This window comes from Bacillus sp. FJAT-22090 (genome assembly GCF_001278755.1).
Classification (GTDB): Bacteria; Bacillota; Bacilli; order Bacillales_A; family Planococcaceae; genus Psychrobacillus.
Window position 1 is genome coordinate 1,480,880 of the sequence record NZ_CP012601.1, and the last position, 17,965, is coordinate 1,498,844.

Genomic DNA, 17,965 nt, shown 5'->3' on the forward strand with positions numbered 1-17,965 from the left:
TTTGCTTTTATACGCTCTATCCTTTGATGTCATGATTTTCTTAACTATTTTCGCCTTACCTCTCTAGGAAACCAATATTTTACATATTGAATAGCTGCTTTCAATTCTTTTCGCTTCACGTCTTTGTAAGAGCTAACACCGAAACGATCTTTAATTTCTCTGTGCAGCTCAGTATAAAGGGCTCGTCTTTGAACAGGCTTTAATTTATATTTGAGAACTCTAGAAAGAACTCTAGAGCTTATTGCAGACTGCAATCTACGTTGCTCACTGTGATCTAAAGTTATTTGACTTTGAACTTTATTTTTCAGATCTTGCATTTCTTCTTTCAGAAATTCGACTTCCTTTGATGTTTTGTGGGATAAGTTTATAGATTCTTTTAGTTGTTCATTCTCTAAAAGCAGCTTAGATTGAAGCTTTCCTCTTTCCATCTCGTCGAATCTCGTAACGTATGCTGCCGTAAATAGGAGACCTTTTTCCCCAGTCATTTTGTTAGCTACCAAGTGGCACCCTTTACGTGTGATTAAGAAACAAGATACTGCCCGTCCTGTTTTATCTTTATATTTGCTCTCTATGAAAAAATCACTGAGGGCGAGATCGCCCTGAGTTAAATATTTTATATAACCACGAATAGTTTTCATTAAACCGTTATGTTCACGTTGAATCATCTCAGCTACGTCACGGCTGTCTATTACGAGTTGTTCATTAATTACTTCTAATTGTTTCATCTTATTTCCCCCTCATTTATAAAATTGAAAGCAATAAACCTACAAGAGCAATCTAATGCCGTTTCATTGCATCAATTACCATCCAGAGCTCTAAACTTCCAGGTACTTCTCTCTTTAAACATTCCTAAAACCATTCATACCACCCCCTACCCAGTCTTTATCTTGTCCGCACATCGCACGGTAGGCTTGGCAAATACTTTTTGTAAAGTAAATGCAAATAAGTACTAGCTTGGTTTTAGCTATTTGTATCCATTGATACTAGGCTAAACCCTCTTACATTATTCAAAACCACTTTGATTAAAACAATTCCCTTTTGCATACGCCATGCCAAACGTTTTTTTGTATTACCATTCATCAAGGATTACTAGAATAACGCTAATTGCTTCTTTGTATATCCACCATCTTTTACGGTCCTTTCGTCGTTCAATTATTTTCATACGTGGATCTCTTAATATCTGTTCCTCCAAATACCTAGGGCTCATTGAAGTAATTTCTGACATTTTCTTCAAATCAATTAACAACAATGACTCTTGTATTTGCTGATCTAACTGTCTCTGAATGTAATCCCTTATAGCTGATTCATCGATATTTACCGATACGTGTGCTGGAATCATTTCCCTCCTTCTCCTTCCTTGTATGTTCATCAACCACTTTGATCAAAAAAATATCTTCAATGCCTGTACTAAGTCCATCAGATAATTTTCTAGCAATTGTAGCAGATGGATATTTTTTCTCATTTATAACTTGAGATAAATATGAATGAGAAACTCCTATTTTCTGAGATACAGCTCTTAATGTTAATCCCTTTTTAGCGATTAACAATTTTGTGTTAGAAGCATTTTTTAATCTGAATAGTATCAATTTGTACCACCTCCTTTCATAATTGATCATATCATTAAATTGGTTGATGTCAACCAATAAAATTAATTATTATTTGACCACCAACCATTTTTTATATAAACTAGAGAAATACAACTGAAACGAGGAATTAGTATGAAGTATTTAAAGTTAGGAGAAGTTATAGGAAAGGCAAGGAAGAAAAAAGGTATATCTTTAAGAGAGCTTTCTAGAAGAACAGGTATCTCTCACCCATACCTATCACAAATTGAAACAGGCAAGAATGATAGTCCTTCTTTAGAGTTTTTGGTTAAATTAGCCGAAGAGTTACAGCTACCTTTTGCATATTTACTTTGCATTTCTTCTACAGAGATGGTGGAATTATCAGGCTTTATATCAAAAGATGTCATTGATAAATATAGATATTACATTCCACCTTTTATTCATAACTGGGATTCAGCTGATTCCTTTATTGAGTATGCTTTAATCGGAGAAATTAAAGAAAGACCTGATTATTATACGTACGAAAAAATAAAGGAAATTAAAAATTTCTTTTATGGAGTAAAATCATATGAAAAAGCATATGAAAAAATTATAAATCCAAAACCGAATGTTAGAAAATTACTTGAAGTACTTTTAAAAGAACCATCAACTCAAACTACAAAAAAAATATTAAATAACGTTAAGCCAACAATCTCTTTAAAGGAATATCTTTTTTCAAAAAATATAGAGATAACGGTTGATGACAAAACACTATCTGATGAGGATAAATTAAAACTTGTTGAAATAGCTAATACTATTTTCAAATAATAAAATTTAATACAAAAAGATAAACCGAATTATACTTACCTATTCATGTGCATACGCCATGCCAAGAAATGGAATGGTATAAGTTGAAATTACACAAATCTAGTAAAGAACCTGAGATCTACTACTATTTCAATGTGAATGAAGAAAAAATTTGGATGTATCGCCACAAGTATTATGACAAGTTAGGTAAACGAAAAGAGAAGAAAAAAAGTGGATTCAAAACAGAAAAAGAAGCCCTAAAATCACTTTTTGAAGTAAAAGCTGCAACATTACGTGGTGATTCTAAACAAGTGGAACACGACCAAATAACCGTTGCGGAATGGTTAGATATTTGGTATGAAACACATAATACAGATTGGAAAGAAACCACTCGAGTGCACAGAGAATCAGTTATACGATTACACATTAAACCCTTAATAGGTCACCATAAGCTTCAGAAATTAGAAAGAAGTACTTATAAAAGGGATTTTTTAAATGTTCTGGAAGGAAAGTTTAATACCGCTTCTATAAAAACATTTCATAATATTTTTAAAATCGCTATTAATGCAGCTGTGGAAGATGAAATATTGCCACGTAATCGTTTTACTAAATTTACTTTTAGCTTTGCTGGAGAGAATGATATGGAACTAGAAAATTTTTATTCTCCCAGGGAGTTAGCTATATTTCTTAAATCTGCAAAAATGTCTTTGAGTATCACCAATTTTACTTACCTTTTAACCCTATCATATAGTGGTATGAGAAAAGGTGAAGCACTTGCGTTGCATTGGCGTCATATTGACTTAGAAAATAAGTCAATCACAATTGAAGGCACGAGGGACGAAAAAGGCTCGCGTACACCAAAGACAAAAAACAGTTACAGAACTATATTAATCGATGATTTGCTAGTTAATCAATTAAAGATCTATCGTAGATGGTGTATAGAAGTCATGTTATCAAATGGTAAAAAGTTTACCGAAAATTCCATGGTATTTATTAGTGAGCGTACTGGAGAAGAAATTAGTGCCAATACTCCTCAGTATGCAATAAAAATGCTTCTAAATAAATACAATTTGAAAAAAATAACGATTCATGGTCTTAGACATACACACTGTACCATCTTACTTAGTCAAGGAGTAAATGTAAAAGTCATCGCTGATCGATTGGGTAATACTCCACAAATGATCATGAATGTATATAGTCACGTATTGACGGAATTAGAAACTAAGTCTGTCACTTTGTTTAGTCAAAGTTTAGAAATTGGGGCTATTTTTGGGGCTAGTGAATGAACTAACCCCTTTAATCCCCCGTAATACTGAACTTTTAACAAGGATTAATTATTATATACAATAACATAGTTGAACTGTATTAAGATGTATTATTATCGCTAAATCCTTGTAATATCAGGGTTACGAAGAGTAAAATAAGTATTTGAAAACAATTTATAAGGTTAACATAAATACAATAACGACGTATATACAAAAATAAGTGAGTATTGAATGCAAAATATTAATATAAATGGTAATGATAGTTTATTAAAACCATTTTATTTTGTGTTGATTTTTTCTATTTAAATACACATATGAAAAGCGACTGACTCTATATAGAGAAAGTCGCTTTTTCTGAAGAGGAGATTTATAAAGAGATTGTATTGATATCATTTTTTACTACTTAATTAATAATATCTTTTAGTTCGTTTTGTAATTTAGAAAAAATATACTTTACGACTAAAATGAAATGTTGTACAAGCTTTAGCTTTCTGACCTAACTCCAACGTACTTCCTTTAATAAATAAAAGATGCCCCAACAATTATAAGCAAGATAAACAATACAACTATTAACGCGAAGCTGTTGTTTCTATACCCACCATTTTCGCCTCCACTATAACCGGACATTCTTATCCCCCTCCTTTCCTAATAATATTTATAAGTTATGAAAAGATTAAGAAATGGATAAGGTAATTTATCTAATATTAAATATTAAATTTGTAATCTTTTTATTTGTCCTTTCAACTAAGTATTGAGCTAGAGGACATATTAATCATAATTACTCACAAATAAAAAGACTTTCAAAGTAAAAGTCTTTGAAGCCTTTTAGTAAAGCAAAGTTAGACAAGTGTTTAAGAAATTAATTTTCACATTGTTTAATCAGCTTTTAGAACCAAGTTCAGATAGATTCGAGTAAATTACCCTCGTAAACATTCGCAACGACGACATTCCATAAAAAAAAACTGCTAATTGAGCAGTCTTTTAAAAACGTTAAAACAATCCTATAACTTCTCCTTTTTCATCAACATCCATGTTCAAAGCTGCTGGTTTTTTAGGCAAGCCAGGCATTGTCATAATATCTCCAGTTAAACATACTAGAAATCCCGCACCAAGTTTAGGTATTACTTCACGTACAGTAATTGTAAAGTCAGTTGGTCTTCCCATGAGCTTCGGTTGATCGGATAAAGAATATTGTGTTTTTGCCATACAAATCGGTAATGCATCCCAGCCGAATGATTTAATTTGATCGATTTGTTTTATGGCTTCTTCCGTAAACACTACATTTTTTCCGCCGTATACTTTTTTTACAATAATTAAAACTTTTTCCTCGATGGATTGTGTTACATCATATAAAGGGGAGAAATGATTAGGATTTTCCAATTCTTTTAATACGAGTTCTGCGAGCTCTATTCCGCCAGCTCCCCCTTTTTCCCAAACTTCCGTTAACGCAATAGCTATGTTCTTCTCTTTACACCAAGAAAGCATTGCATCTATTTCTGCAGGTGAATCTGTTATAAATTTATTTAATGCAACCACTGGTTCGATTCCAAATGCTTGTATCGTTTCAATATGCTTTTCTAGGTTTTTGATACCAACTAAAAGTGCTTTTACATCTTCTTCCCTCAAGGTATCCTTTTGCTTTCCACCTTGCATTTTAAGTGCACGAATAGTCGCCACAATTACTACGGCATCTGGTGAAAAACCACCTTGTCTTGATTTAATGTGCATGAACTTCTCAGCACCCAAGTCTGCTCCAAAACCAGCTTCTGTAATAACGATATCCGCTAAGTTTGTTGCTGTTTTTGTTGCAATAATGGAGTTACATCCATGTGCTATATTTGCAAATGGACCTCCGTGAATAATTGCAGGAGTTCCTTCTATTGTCTGCACTAAATTAGGTTTAAATGCATCTTTTAACAAAAGTGTGAGTGCACCTGCTACACCTAGCGATCGAACTGTTACTGGTTCCTTGTTATATGTATATCCGATGACAATCTGTGAAAGTCTTTCTTTCAAATCTTCTAAATCCTTTGCAAGGCATAGCACGGCCATAATTTCAGAAGCTACAGTAATATCGAAACCATCTTCACGAGGAACCCCTTGTTTAGGACCACCGAGACCAATTGTAATATGACGTAATGCACGATCATTCATATCCATTACTCGTTTCCAAATAATCCTTCTAGGGTCTAAATTTAAATCATTTCCTTGAAAGAGGTGATTATCGATAAATGCAGACAAAGCATTATTAGCAGTAGTTATGGCATGAAGATCCCCATTAAAATGTAGATTGATTTGTTCCATCGGTAAAACTTGAGCAAATCCACCACCTGTAGCCCCACCTTTTATACCCATAACGGGTCCCAATGAAGGTTCTCTTAGTGCAACAGCAACCGACTTACCTAACTGTTGAATTGCATCCGCGAGACCAACAGTTACAGTTGATTTCCCTTCTCCTGCAGCAGTCGGGTTAATTGCCGTTACTAATACAATTTTACCAGGGGTAGCTTTTTTAGAAATTTTAGTAGGATCTATTTTTGCTTTATAATTTCCATATAATTCTATAGCTTCTTTCGGAATTCCAATTTTCTCACTAATTTGATGAATTGGTTTCAATGTTGCATTTTTGGCAATACTTAAATCAGATGGTGCTTCTATTTTAGCATTCATATTTATCCCCTACTTTTTTATTTTATTATATCCATATAAAAGTATATAAGATCGAAGTAAATTCGACATATTATTGACGATTCCTGGCATTTAATGGTATAGTTAAACTATCCATTCTCAGAATATTTAGTGGATCGAGGGAGGAACTATTATGCAACAGGGGAAAGTAAAATGGTTCAACAATGAAAAAGGCTACGGATTTATCGAGTACAACGATGGAGAAGACGTATTTGTCCATTTTACAGGTATTCAGGGAGATGGATTTCGAGCTTTAGAAGAAGGACAAGATGTATCTTTCGATATAATAGAAGGAAACCGCGGACCTCAAGCTGCAAATGTCATTAAAAACAGTTAATACAGTTCTTCCTGCGACAATTGGTCGTGGGACTTTTTTATTTAGAATTTAGTTTCTCTCCAACCTGTCTTATTTCTTCTCCCACTGTGCAAGAATGAATACAGAAATCATGGGCGACAGTCTTACCTTTTTCTTTGCGTAATAAGGTTTTTACAAAACAACCATCGCAATAGGTATTTAATAAATAATCTATTTCATTTATTATTTGACTATTTTTCATATTAATTCTCCTCGCTATAATAAATTTGATTGTACTATTTGAATGCTTCTATTTGCAACAACATGCAAACAAGTACATTCTGAAAAAAAATGATGAAAATCAGGTGATACAAATGCTTGAAGTGTATATTGATGGATCCACAACAGGAAATCCAGGGCCAAGTGGTATTGGTGTTTTTATTAAAGGGGAAGGTCATCATATTAAGATAAGCGAATATATAGGTATATATTCAAATCATACGACAGAATTTTTAGCATTGCTTAGAGGACTTGAGGAGGTACAAAAACTTACTTCGTCCATCATTTCAGTACGGACGGATTCACAAATTGTTTGTGCTGCGGTAGAAAAAAAATATGCTAAAAATGCAGAATTCGCAGCAATATTAGAAAAAATATTAAAGATCAGCGATACCTTTGATTTTTTCTTTATAAAATGGATTCCAGATGAACAAAATAAAGCAGCACACGCATTAGCTAGAGAAGCTGTATTAAAAAAACTGCCTTAAATGGCAGCTTTTTTTCGTTTAATTGTATTTTCTTCTGATTCTTATAGTACCCATTCTCAATTACTTTAACGGATCCAACATTTACCCCAGCATTCTCTAGTGTAATATAATCAAACCGAAAAAATTTATGTATAACGAAAAATTGTAACTTAACTTTTTCTAAACATCTCTTTAGGCTATATATATTTTTAGCTGCTATTAAATCTTGTAACAAAGCATATTACATCTATGCTTCTTCATTTTTATAAGCAGTTTCTATTGTCTCTTTAGTTCGAGACATAAACCTGTCCACAACATCAGAATTACCAAACAATTGAAAAATACTTAATAAAATATTTTTAGGTTTGTTAATGGATGTGTATATAAATTTTGTCGTTATTTCATTTTGATTTTCCAATTCATATTCAATGGTCATACGAAATCGGTCATTGAGTATAAAGCTCTCTTGATACGATTTATAATTTTGTTCATCTTTGTATTTTTTGATAGTTAATTCATATTGTTCATTTAAAGAACCATTTTGGTAAGTTTGTGTTATAACCGACCCAACAACTTGGTCTGTTTGCTTAATGATATTTTCATCAATTACTTTAGGGAATATCATTTTCTTTTTATGTAAGTTACCGTAAAAAAATTGCCAAACATATTCAATTGGTGCATTGATTAGAATTTCTTTTTTCCACTTTTTCATTTAACCAACTCCCATTTCTAAGTAACAACACTATTGAATGTTATAACATATCATAACACAAAAAAACAGACTCCCTAATAGAGAGTCTGTTAAAGTTTTAGGTTTAAAATTAAGCTTTAACTACGTTAGTAGCTTGAAGACCACGTTGGCCTTGCTCGATTTCAAAAGTTACTTCTTGACCTTCGTCAAGAGATTTGAAACCTTCGCTTTGGATAGCTGAGAAGTGTACGAATACGTCGTCTCCGCCTTCGCGTTCGATAAATCCGAATCCTTTTTCTGAGTTAAACCATTTTACTTTACCTTGTTCCATGTGTGTTTCCTCCTCGCATGCAGTTGCTGCATACATTGTGTTACTATCCTTGCTCAACACTGTTAAGTAAAAGTGTTGCCACCTACTAACTAACCGAACAAAAATAATCCTCTTTAAATATAACATGCATCATTGTTTATTGCAACACTTTTACTCAAAGAATTTAAATACTTTCCAGTAAAGCTCCAATTGCTCCACTATACCCATGTTTTTCTAAAAAAAATGGTTTTTTCTCTTTCAATATTGTATAGCTTTCCATAATATTCTTTAGTAATTCATTATTTTCTAATGTTGAACCAATATAAATAATGTTGTCAATTGAGTGAGCATCTGCTGCTTGTATACATAAAGATGCTACGACTTCTCCAATTATACCTTGTACTCCTGATAAATAGTCCTCATACCTTCTATTTAAGTTCCCTTTAAGTGCTACACCACCAAAATTACTTGCTGTCAGAGAACCATTAATCGGTAATTTGTTGTTTTCGTAAATATCACTAACTAGAATATCAATGGAAGATCTATTGCCTAAGTCGGATAGCTCTATCATCTCTTTATAATCAGTTATCCCAGTTAAAGCTTGTCCCAATCCAATTAGAGTTCCCCCACCAATTCCAGTACCACCAAGTCGACTATGTGAATTTTCTTTCATTATATGTATAGATGTCCCAGTTCCAATGTTCGCTATAATCGCTTTCTCACATTCAATATTTTCTTGTTTTAATTGATACATAACTCCAGCCATTGTAGCATCAAATTCAACTATGTATGGTATGTCCAATGAAGAAAGAAAATGTTTCTTTAATTGTTCAGCACGGCCACCGGTAAGACAAATGGAAGCTAACGAGTGATTAGTATCAATCCAATCCTTTACTGCTTGCATATCTGATGATAGGAAGCTGATTAATTGTAAATTCAAATGTTCATCAAAATAAGCTATTTTCGTTAACGTTCCACCTGCATCAATACCGATTTTTGTAGCCATTAAAAATTCCCCTTTTATTTAATCCAAGAACCTACTATAGGATAATTAAATGTACTTCCATTAACTGCTTTTACAATTCCGATAATTGGTACAACAAATGCCATTATACCAAAAATAATTATCATTGGTATACCGATTAAAAAAATAATTAGTATAGCAGAAATAAAAATTAAAGCACCGATTACTAATTGGAAAATAATTGCTTGAATGGATAGTTTTTTGATTTCTGCATCATCAATTACTAAATACAAAATAAATGGAACTAAAAATGGCGCAAACCAAGTACTAGCATGTAGCAATACTTTTAAACCTGTGTTTTCCAAAAGACTCATACTCCTTTCGATGAATTTATAGTATATATACGTAGCAATTAATTATTCGTTTCATTTTCTACTAAACTATTTTGTAGACTATCTCACCTGCGACAATGGTTTCTAAAATAGATGCTTTTAGAAAAGTCGTTTTGTTTAACTCTGTGCTTACTACAGTAAAATCTGCATCATAACCAGGTAATATTTTTCCTCTTTCATTTTCTTTGCCAATAGCTTTTGCACTACCGGTTGTAAATAAAGAAATTGCTTCAAACGCAGAAAGAGATTGCTCGGGTAGATAGGAGTTATTTACTGCAGCGTCCATTCCTAAAAGAGGATCAGCCACTTCTACAGGGGAATCAGATCCACCGGAGCATTCAAACCCTCGATCAATTAGTGTTTTCCAAGCGTATGCCCATTTTAAACGATTGTTACCAAGTCGATCGATAACCCAAGGAAAATCAGAAGGTACAAAAATTGGTTGGAGATCAAGGACCACTGGTAATTTAATCATTCTTTCCATTAACTCTTCGCTTAGAACGTTCACGTGTATCAGTCTATCCTTCTTTCCAGCCGGAGCAGGATACTTTTCTATTAAGCCGACAATTATTTCTGTTGCCTTATCTCCGATAACATGAACAGCAATTGTTTCGTTAAATTTTCTTGCTAATTGTACCAATTGCTCCAGTTTATCTGGGTCATGGACTGCTACACCTTTATTTCCTGGATTATCGGAATAATCTTGCGACAATAGTGCGGTATGACCACCTAAAGAACCATCTACAAATATTTTCATAGCTCCAAATTCTATAAATTCGCTTGGCTTCTCTCCTTGCATCTTCTCGAAAGCGTCATGATGTCTTAAAAGATGTACTCTAAAATTTTTATCAATTGCTTCTCGATAGGCTTGTAAAGGTATTGTATAAGGTCCATAATACGCCATTTCTTCCGTATGTACACCAGTTAAACCTTTTGCTTGTAAGTCACTTACACTGTTTTTAATCACATCTACTAAATACTCTGTTGTTGCAGGAGGTATTTTTGAAGTGATCAATTGTTGTGCTTCATCATAAAATAAGCCATTTAAGTTCCCATCTGAATCCTTGCCGATAATCCCTCCTGTTGGATTTGGAGTATCTTTTGTTATTCCAGCAAGTTCCATTGCTTTGGAATTTGCTACTAGCACATGTCTACATACTCTCTTTAAAACAATAGGCGTTTCATTAATATGATCTAAATCTGAACAATAAATCTGTCTTCCTTCTATTAATTTGTTGTCATTCCATCCTTCTGCAACGTACCATTCGTTACCATCAACTCGTTGAGCCACCTCTTTTACAATCTCATTAATAGAAGTAAAAGTAGACAAGTCTAAATAAGCTAATTTTTCCCCATGCATAATCAAATGAATATGACTATCAACAAATCCAGGGTACATAGTAGCTCCATTTAGAGAATTCACCTTATTTGCAAGTGGTAAAAGAGATTCTTTTGAACCCGTTCGAATAATTTTTCCATCTTCAACTAACACAGCTTCTATCTTTTGGTCTTCCTCATGCATTGTGAAAATATTTCCATCTGTCCATAAAGTTTTCATTATTTTTCCCCCTTTATTTTATTGCTTTCCAATAAATCATCTACTAGTATCTCAGCAGCTTTTCTATATGCATTACTTATATTAGCTAATGCTGAAATAAATAATACCTGTCTTAGTTCTTCATCAGTCGTTAGCTGTTCTATTTCTTGTTCTTGTCTCTTGATTTGATCCGTTATGTTATTAGTATTCTTTTGCTGCAATTCTATTAATGTAGAATAGAAACTTTCTAGTTCAAATTGTTCTGTTTCTATTCTTTCATTTACAGGGGCAAGTATAGCTTTAATATCATTTATTGAAAGCGCCCCTTTTAATTGGTAGATCATGCTTATTAACATAATATGCTCTTTCGAATATTTTTTATTTTTAATTGGAATAAAAAGCTTCCCTTTTGCATAGTTATTTATCATTGTTTTTGTTAATACTTTCTCTTCTGTATTTCGAAGAGATTTTTCAAACTTTGCGTCAAATAACTGTATGACTTGGTCCATATACAAATCAATATCGGGTATTTCTTCTTGCCTTATATTTGATTCGAGTGCTAGCTTTTGAAGTATATCAGCTGAATTAATCACTTAAGTCCCTCCGAAAAAGTTATTTCATTTATCGTATCGCAAATTTCACTATCAGTAAACATTGACTATCAAACGTGTTAGTTATATTATATTAAGTAGTTATATAAACTACATTGTGTAATAGGAGGAATTATTTTGAATCAATATATTAGAGAACCATTTAACGGATTATCACATTTATTTGGAGCTATACTTTCTTTATTAGGTCTTACTGCAATGCTTGTTAAGGTAACGATAAATGGCGATTCCTTTTTAACATTTATTGCAATAATTATATTTGGGGTAAGCATGATTTTACTTTATTCCTCCTCGGCAACCTATCATATGGTAATAGCAAAGGATAGTATCATCCAGTTTTTAAGAAGATTAGATCATTCCATGATTTATTTATTAATTGCTGGAACATATGCCCCATTCTGTTTAATTACTTTAAAAGGAACTACTGGTTACATACTATTTATCATCATTTCTATTATTGCGCTTTGCGGTATATTATTTAAAATGATGTGGTTTAATTGCCCTAGATGGATATCAACTGCTCTATATATTGGAATGGGATGGATTATTGTATTTTTAGCCTCACCATTATCAGAAAAAATTGGTACTCAAGGAATCCTCTATTTAATTATTGGCGGAGTATTATATACAATTGGTGGTATAATCTATGGTCTAAAGCCTAAGATTGCATTTATTAAAAAACTTGGTTTTCATGAGATTTTTCATATATTTATTCTACTTGGTACACTTTTTCACTTCATCTGCGTTTTCTCATATGTCATATAAATTAAAACCGCCCTTTAAAATAGGGCGGTTACATTATTTTAATAATTTTTGAAACTCATCATTTGGTGAATCTATACGCATCTGTTCAAGTTGGAGTCTCATTTTTTCTGTTTCGATAACAAAATTATCATATTTTAATTTTTCTAATTCAAGTTCATCCTTTACTCTCGCACCTTTTATTTGTTCTTTGTTTTCAAAATGCGTTGTAATTAGTTTGATAATTGGAACGGAAAATATAAGAATAACAGCGATTGTGCCGGTCATGACCCATCCTCACTTTACAAGTATTTGAATATTTAAATTATACATCAAATAACATAAAAGCTATTCATTTATTGTTAAAATAGTAGGTTTAAGTTCAATTTCTACATTTCCTCTTAAAGCTTTACTGATCATACAGGTTTGCTCCGCTTTTACCACAATTTTTTCTGCCATTACTTTGTCTTTTTCATACGTTAAAACGATGGTTGGACGATGAATTATTTTTTTATACGTAAATATACCATTCGTCACATCAACAATTGCTGTGGAATCCATATCTAATCTCTCTTTTAAAATTTTACTTCTTTCCATCATTGCAGCTAGCGTTATAATATAGCAAGTAGCAGCTGCACCTAATAACATTTCGTCTGGATTAGTGCCTTCTCCAGGTCCTTCCATTTCTTTTGGAATAGATATTCGAGTTTGTAAATTTTCTGCTCGAATCTCCCCTATATCATTTCTGTTGCCTGGCCAATTGGCTTTTAAATGAAACAAATGCTCTGTCACTGTATTATCTCCTTCCTCATTTTAGCTTGTTGGAATATATTGATTTAAAGTATGATGTATTTAAGAAAGTGGGCGATTATGTTGTTAAGGAATTATGGGAAAATAGCTGGAATTACAGTTGTCCTTTCACTCTTTTTACTAATACTTGGAGTAAAATATGTACTTGGACAGGATTTAGTAATCCGTAATTTTATTGCATTTACTGTTATCTCCGTTTTAGTTGGGACAATTTCAGGAGCATTATTATTTTATAAATTGAAAATAGCTTATTATCTATTTACGGCTGGACTTCTAATTGGTTTCATTGAACTTTTCCGTTCCTTCATTTCTGGATTAGAAGGTTGGGGAGACCTAGTTGGTATTCTTTCTTTGTTTATTTTTACTGCATTTGGCTTAGTAGTAGGTCTGATTACAGAGGGCATTGTATATATGATAAAGAAAAATAAATAAAAAAAGAAGTTTTTCCGCTTTTTTGCGAGAAAAACTTTTTTTATTTAGAAATAACTGTTTTGTTTCTTCCCTCAGATTTTGCCATATAAAGTGCCACGTCAACTCTGTTCATTACATCAGTTATACTTTCAAAACTATTCCTATATTCAGCCACTCCCAATGAAATGGTTATTTTCTTATTTGTTGGTGGGATACTTATTTCTATATCTTTTCTTAGTTTTTCAGCAATCGTATATGCCTCTGAAAGAATACAGTTTGGAAGTAAGACGATAAATTCTTCTCCACCAAGCCTAATACAAACATCATGATCTCTTGTAAAAGATTTCATTTTGCTCGCTAGAAACTTTAATACTTCATCTCCTGCATTGTGACCAAATTCATCATTAACTAATTTAAAATGATCTATATCAATCATCATTATTGAAAATTGCTGATTAGATTCTATTAAATCTGTAAAAACAAATTCTGAATACCTTCTATTTTTTAGGCCAGTCAAAGGATCAGTTAAAGATTGGTGTTTAAAGTCTGCTACAGTTTCTTGTTGCATTTTATGATAGTTATTAATCGTTTCTGTTAATTGTTTGGCCTCAAAATACCAAGTAGATATTTTTAAGTTTTCGATGCTTATATCTTCTTTATGAGAATTTAACGTAAACAAAGCTAACTTTTTTAAAGGGGAGGCTAAACGTTCTGAAATATAAAATGCTAATATGTAAAAAATTAATAAGAAAGGTAAGGCATACAATAACATTTTCAAAATAATACCTTTTAAAGGATTTAAACTGCTATCAAATGGTGTTTGAGAAACAACCCCCCACCCACTTGCTGCAATATAAGAATAGCCAGCTAAAACATGTTCACCTTTTGTATTAAAGATTTCTTTTGACCCATTTTCTTTATTCATTAAATTTTCTACTACCTTATTTTCACTTACCTTTTCGCCAATCCGATTTTTTTCAGGATGATAAATTAAAGTACCTTCCTTATCTACTACGAACACATAGGAACCATCTTCATTAAAATGCTCAGCTAATATATTTTGAATAAAGTTATCTTCTTGTAAATAAATTGTTCCGTTTAACATTCCTATATAATTATTTGCACTATTAAATAAAGGAATAGATACTAAAACTAATAGACGCCCTGTAACTGCTCTATACGGAGTAGTAATTATACTCTCCTTTTTAGTTAAAGCTTCCTTTACTCCGTGGGAATCAATTTTATTGCCTGCAATACCAACATTCGGCGAGGTTGCTATAGCAATTCCATCACTCCCTATTACAGAAAGTGAGTTAAAATTCTTTCCACTAATAAGTAGTTGATCTAAAATCTCTGTAAGTACTTTTGAATCATGCATATTATCAATGACGTCTAGTTTCCTTGATTCTAAATTAGCTTGCATTGATTCAAACACTTCTTCTGTCATTTGTGAAAGTTTTAAAGAATATACTTCATTTTGTTCTAATGAATTTTCTATTAAAGTTTTTTTCGTTACGATGTAACTTGAAAATAAAGAACTACTTAATATTGCAACCATTGAAAATGTAATTAATGTCAATATCCAAAATCTTAGGGTTTTATTCATCTTTCCTCCAAAAAAATACATATTTATCTAGTATAACATGTAATATGTAAGTTTGAACTACACAAAAAAGCTTTCATTAGATACTAACTAATGAAAGCTTCTTTATATTAATGACCACCTAAATATGCCTGTCTCACTTCTTCACTTGTCTGTAATTCATGAGCAGAACCAGACAACACTACTCTACCTGTCTCAATTACATACCCTCTACTTGCAACAGATAGTGCCATGTTCGCATTTTGTTCTACTAACAATACAGTAGTGCCATCACGATTAATATCTTCAATAACTTGGAAAATTGTTTTCACCATTAATGGAGCAAGACCCATTGATGGTTCATCAAGTAGTACAAGCTTGGGCTTCGCCATAATTGCACGACCCATTGCCAACATTTGTTGTTCCCCACCAGAAAGAGTTCCCGATAATTGTTTTTTTCGCTCAAGTAGTCTCGGAAAAATCTCATAAACCTTCTGAAGATCTGAATTAATGCCAGCTTTATCTTTTCTCAAAAAAGCACCAAGCTCAAGATTTTCTTCTACTGTCAGATTTGCAAATACTCTTCTTCCTTCAGGAACATGTGAAATTCCTGATTTTACAACTGCTTGTGCTTGTTTTCCCGCAATCGATTTATCAAGAAATTCAATTTTTCCTTTTTTAGGCTTTAGGAGACCTGAAATAGTTTTCAATAGAGTGCTTTTTCCAGCACCATTTGCACCTATAAGCGTAACTATTTCCCCTTCGTTTACTTCAATAGAGACCTCTCTAAGTGCTTGGATGTTCCCGTAAAAAACATCAATATTTTCAACCTTAAGCATTGTCATTGTGAACTTCCTCCCCTAAATACGCCTCAATAACCTTAGGATGGTTACGAATCACTTCTGGTGATCCTTCCGCAAGAAGTTGACCATGATCTAGTACATAAATTCTTTCACAAACACCCATAACCAAATTCATATCATGTTCAATAAGTAATATTGTCAAATCAAATTTATTTCGAATAAATCCGATTAAATCCATTAAATCTTTTGTTTCTTGTGGATTCATTCCCGCCGCAGGTTCATCTAATAAAAGAAGTTTAGGACCAGCTGCCAAAGCACGTGCAATCTCTAACCTGCGCTGCTGGCCATAAGGTAAATTTTTAGCCAACTCATCCTTATATTTATCCAAACTAAATATTTTTAAAAATTCTATAGATTTTTCTTCCATTTCTTTCTCGCCTTTAAAATGTGATGGTAAACGAAATATTGAACTCATCATCGTATGCTTCGCAAGTGAATGATAAGCAACCTTCACGTTATCTAATACAGATAAATCATTAAATAGACGAATATTTTGGAATGTACGACTAATCCCTTTTCGAGTAACTTTAAATGGTGGTAATCCATTGATTCTTTCCCCATCAAATAATATATCGCCTTCTGTTGGTACATAAACTCCAGTTAATAAGTTGAAACTAGTTGTTTTCCCAGCACCATTTGGACCAATAAGACCAACTAGTTCACCACGATTTAGTACCATATTTAAATTTTGGACTGCCTTTAAACCACCGAACTGAATACCAGCGTTTTTCACTTCCAATATCGGCTTACTTTCCATGTTGCCCGCCCCCTTTTGGCGTTCTCCATAGCTTGAAGTAATCTGTAATTTCCATCGTACCCATCAAACCTTTTGGACGATATAACATTACCAAAATTAATACAAGACTATAAATAATCATACGAGTCTCAGGATATCCTTGCAGATAAGTAGAGACTACCGTTAGCAAAATAGCAGAAAGCACTGCTCCTGAAAGACTACCTAATCCACCTAATACAACGAATATTAAAATATCAAATGACTTTAAAAAGCCGAACTGACTAGGCTGTATAATGTAAAAGTTATGAGAATATAAAGCCCCTGCTACTCCGGCAAAGAACGAACCAATTGTAAATGCCACAACTTTATAATAAGTTGTATTAATACCCATAGCATCCGCTGCAATTTCATTTTCTCGAACTGATATAGCAGCAATTCCATGTCTTGAATTAGTAAAGTTAACAATCACTAAAATAGTAATGAACAAACTAACAAATGCATATGTCCAATTAGTTAAATGGGAGACTTGCATACCTGCTGCTCCACCAACATAATCGATATTCAAGAAAACTATTCGAATTATTTCAGCAAACCCAAGCGTTGCAATTGCTAAATAATCCCCTTTTAATCGTAAACTTGGAATACCAACAATTAAACCAGCTAGAGCTGCAACAATTCCCCCTACAATAATGGCCAATATAAATGGAAGTCCCAACTTCATTGTTATAATAGCTGAGATATATGCGCCTACAGCTAAAAATCCTGCATGCCCTATTGAGAATTGCCCCGTGATACCAATTACTAAATGTAGGCTGACCGCTAATATTATGTTGATAGCAATATAGATTAGCGTATTAGAATAGAATTGATTCATTATTCCATTGGATATGAGAAGTTGAACAATCACATAAACTAATACAGACGCTATAACAAATGGCCAAAATTGTTTAGACTTTTTCTTCATTATGTACC

At 32.7% G+C, this 17,965-nt stretch carries 24 protein-coding genes; 6 read left to right on the forward strand and 18 right to left on the reverse strand.

Annotated elements, in window-relative coordinates:
• Positions 1-44: 44 nt before the first annotated feature.
• The 3 genes from AM499_RS07820 to AM499_RS07830 form a co-directional block, all read right to left on the reverse strand.
• Positions 45-725, reverse strand: a complete 681-nt coding sequence (locus tag AM499_RS07820; protein WP_053589675.1) for a Rha family transcriptional regulator — start codon at positions 723-725, stop codon at positions 45-47.
• 344 nt (positions 726-1,069) lie between these two features.
• Positions 1,070-1,339, reverse strand: coding sequence for a hypothetical protein (locus AM499_RS07825; protein WP_053589676.1), 270 nt, complete (start codon positions 1,337-1,339; stop codon positions 1,070-1,072).
• Positions 1,305-1,586, reverse strand: a complete 282-nt coding sequence (locus tag AM499_RS07830; protein WP_156316773.1) for a helix-turn-helix domain-containing protein — start codon at positions 1,584-1,586, stop codon at positions 1,305-1,307. The genes AM499_RS07825 and AM499_RS07830 overlap by 35 nt, the downstream gene beginning before the upstream one ends.
• A 132-nt stretch (positions 1,587-1,718) precedes the next feature.
• On the opposite strand from AM499_RS07830, the gene AM499_RS07835 reads away from it, so the two are divergent.
• Together AM499_RS07835 and AM499_RS07840 are read left to right on the forward strand one after the other, a co-directional pair.
• The gene (locus tag AM499_RS07835; protein WP_053589677.1) at positions 1,719-2,372 is read left to right on the forward strand and encodes a helix-turn-helix domain-containing protein; all 654 of its coding nucleotides are present in this window, start codon (positions 1,719-1,721) and stop codon (positions 2,370-2,372) included.
• Between the two features lie 47 nt (positions 2,373-2,419).
• Entirely contained in the window at positions 2,420-3,637 is a 1,218-nt protein-coding gene (locus AM499_RS07840; RefSeq protein ID WP_053589678.1) for a site-specific integrase, read from the forward strand.
• A 495-nt stretch (positions 3,638-4,132) separates the two neighbouring features.
• On the opposite strand, the gene AM499_RS21315 is transcribed toward AM499_RS07840, so the two are convergent.
• Complete coding sequence (locus AM499_RS21315; protein WP_082355203.1) at positions 4,133-4,243, reverse strand: YjcZ family sporulation protein; 111 nt, start codon at positions 4,241-4,243, stop codon at positions 4,133-4,135.
• Positions 4,244-4,606: 363 nt separating this feature from the next.
• The gene (locus AM499_RS07845; RefSeq protein ID WP_053589679.1) at positions 4,607-6,286 is read right to left on the reverse strand and encodes a formate--tetrahydrofolate ligase; all 1,680 of its coding nucleotides are present in this window, start codon (positions 6,284-6,286) and stop codon (positions 4,607-4,609) included.
• 151 nt (positions 6,287-6,437) lie between these two features.
• Between AM499_RS07845 and AM499_RS07850 the strand changes: the two genes are divergently transcribed.
• On the forward strand, positions 6,438-6,641 hold the full coding sequence (locus AM499_RS07850) for a cold-shock protein (RefSeq protein WP_053589680.1): 204 nt from the start codon (positions 6,438-6,440) through the stop codon (positions 6,639-6,641).
• Positions 6,642-6,678: 37 nt separating this feature from the next.
• On the opposite strand, the gene AM499_RS07855 is transcribed toward AM499_RS07850, so the two are convergent.
• A complete protein-coding gene (locus AM499_RS07855; RefSeq protein ID WP_197275611.1) occupies positions 6,679-6,861 on the reverse strand; it encodes a zinc-finger domain-containing protein in 183 nt (60 codons plus the stop codon).
• A 112-nt stretch (positions 6,862-6,973) separates the two neighbouring features.
• Here AM499_RS07855 and AM499_RS07860 point away from each other — a divergent pair, with 112 nt between their 5' ends.
• Positions 6,974-7,366 carry a reverse transcriptase-like protein gene (locus tag AM499_RS07860; RefSeq protein ID WP_053589682.1) on the forward strand — a complete coding sequence of 131 codons (393 nt, stop codon included), beginning with the start codon at positions 6,974-6,976 and terminating at the stop codon, positions 7,364-7,366.
• Positions 7,367-7,592: 226 nt separating this feature from the next.
• Here the strand turns inward: AM499_RS07860 and AM499_RS07870 are convergent, their stop codons facing one another.
• From AM499_RS07870 to AM499_RS07895, 6 genes are all read right to left on the reverse strand, one after another.
• On the reverse strand, positions 7,593-8,057 hold the full coding sequence (locus AM499_RS07870) for a hypothetical protein (protein ID WP_053589684.1): 465 nt from the start codon (positions 8,055-8,057) through the stop codon (positions 7,593-7,595).
• Positions 8,058-8,166: 109 nt separating this feature from the next.
• The gene (locus tag AM499_RS07875) at positions 8,167-8,367 is read right to left on the reverse strand and encodes a cold-shock protein (RefSeq protein ID WP_053589685.1); all 201 of its coding nucleotides are present in this window, start codon (positions 8,365-8,367) and stop codon (positions 8,167-8,169) included.
• 163 nt (positions 8,368-8,530) lie between these two features.
• Positions 8,531-9,352: a type II pantothenate kinase gene (gene coaW, locus AM499_RS07880; protein WP_053589686.1), complete on the reverse strand. Its 822-nt coding sequence runs from the start codon at positions 9,350-9,352 to the stop codon at positions 8,531-8,533.
• Between the two features lie 14 nt (positions 9,353-9,366).
• Positions 9,367-9,675 carry a DUF4870 domain-containing protein gene (locus AM499_RS07885; RefSeq protein WP_053589687.1) on the reverse strand — a complete coding sequence of 103 codons (309 nt, stop codon included), beginning with the start codon at positions 9,673-9,675 and terminating at the stop codon, positions 9,367-9,369.
• Between the two features lie 70 nt (positions 9,676-9,745).
• Positions 9,746-11,260 (reverse strand): amidohydrolase, encoded by a 1,515-nt coding sequence (locus AM499_RS07890; protein WP_053589688.1) that lies wholly within the window; start codon positions 11,258-11,260, stop codon positions 9,746-9,748.
• Positions 11,260-11,832 (reverse strand): DUF1836 domain-containing protein, encoded by a 573-nt coding sequence (locus AM499_RS07895; RefSeq protein WP_053589689.1) that lies wholly within the window; start codon positions 11,830-11,832, stop codon positions 11,260-11,262. The genes AM499_RS07890 and AM499_RS07895 overlap by 1 nt, the downstream gene beginning before the upstream one ends.
• Positions 11,833-11,967: 135 nt before the next feature.
• On the opposite strand from AM499_RS07895, the gene trhA reads away from it, so the two are divergent.
• Entirely contained in the window at positions 11,968-12,615 is a 648-nt protein-coding gene (gene trhA / locus AM499_RS07900; RefSeq protein ID WP_053589690.1) for a PAQR family membrane homeostasis protein TrhA, read from the forward strand.
• Between the two features lie 33 nt (positions 12,616-12,648).
• On the opposite strand, the gene AM499_RS07905 is transcribed toward trhA, so the two are convergent.
• Together AM499_RS07905 and AM499_RS07910 are read right to left on the reverse strand one after the other, a co-directional pair.
• Positions 12,649-12,879: a hypothetical protein gene (locus AM499_RS07905; RefSeq protein WP_053589691.1), complete on the reverse strand. Its 231-nt coding sequence runs from the start codon at positions 12,877-12,879 to the stop codon at positions 12,649-12,651.
• Positions 12,880-12,939: 60 nt separating this feature from the next.
• The gene (locus AM499_RS07910) at positions 12,940-13,383 is read right to left on the reverse strand and encodes an OsmC family protein (RefSeq protein ID WP_053589692.1); all 444 of its coding nucleotides are present in this window, start codon (positions 13,381-13,383) and stop codon (positions 12,940-12,942) included.
• A 78-nt stretch (positions 13,384-13,461) separates the two neighbouring features.
• Here AM499_RS07910 and AM499_RS07915 point away from each other — a divergent pair, with 78 nt between their 5' ends.
• Positions 13,462-13,833, forward strand: coding sequence for a hypothetical protein (locus AM499_RS07915; RefSeq protein WP_053589693.1), 372 nt, complete (start codon positions 13,462-13,464; stop codon positions 13,831-13,833).
• Between the two features lie 40 nt (positions 13,834-13,873).
• Here the strand turns inward: AM499_RS07915 and AM499_RS07920 are convergent, their stop codons facing one another.
• The 4 genes from AM499_RS07920 to AM499_RS07935 form a co-directional block, all read right to left on the reverse strand.
• Positions 13,874-15,418, reverse strand: a complete 1,545-nt coding sequence (locus tag AM499_RS07920) for a sensor domain-containing diguanylate cyclase (protein WP_053589694.1) — start codon at positions 15,416-15,418, stop codon at positions 13,874-13,876.
• 107 nt (positions 15,419-15,525) lie between these two features.
• Positions 15,526-16,233, reverse strand: coding sequence for an ABC transporter ATP-binding protein (locus tag AM499_RS07925; protein WP_053592132.1), 708 nt, complete (start codon positions 16,231-16,233; stop codon positions 15,526-15,528).
• On the reverse strand, positions 16,226-17,014 hold the full coding sequence (locus tag AM499_RS07930; protein ID WP_053589695.1) for an ABC transporter ATP-binding protein: 789 nt from the start codon (positions 17,012-17,014) through the stop codon (positions 16,226-16,228). The genes AM499_RS07925 and AM499_RS07930 overlap by 8 nt, the downstream gene beginning before the upstream one ends.
• The gene (locus tag AM499_RS07935) at positions 17,004-17,957 is read right to left on the reverse strand and encodes a branched-chain amino acid ABC transporter permease (RefSeq protein WP_053589696.1); all 954 of its coding nucleotides are present in this window, start codon (positions 17,955-17,957) and stop codon (positions 17,004-17,006) included. The genes AM499_RS07930 and AM499_RS07935 overlap by 11 nt, the downstream gene beginning before the upstream one ends.
• Positions 17,958-17,965: the final 8 nt, after the last annotated feature.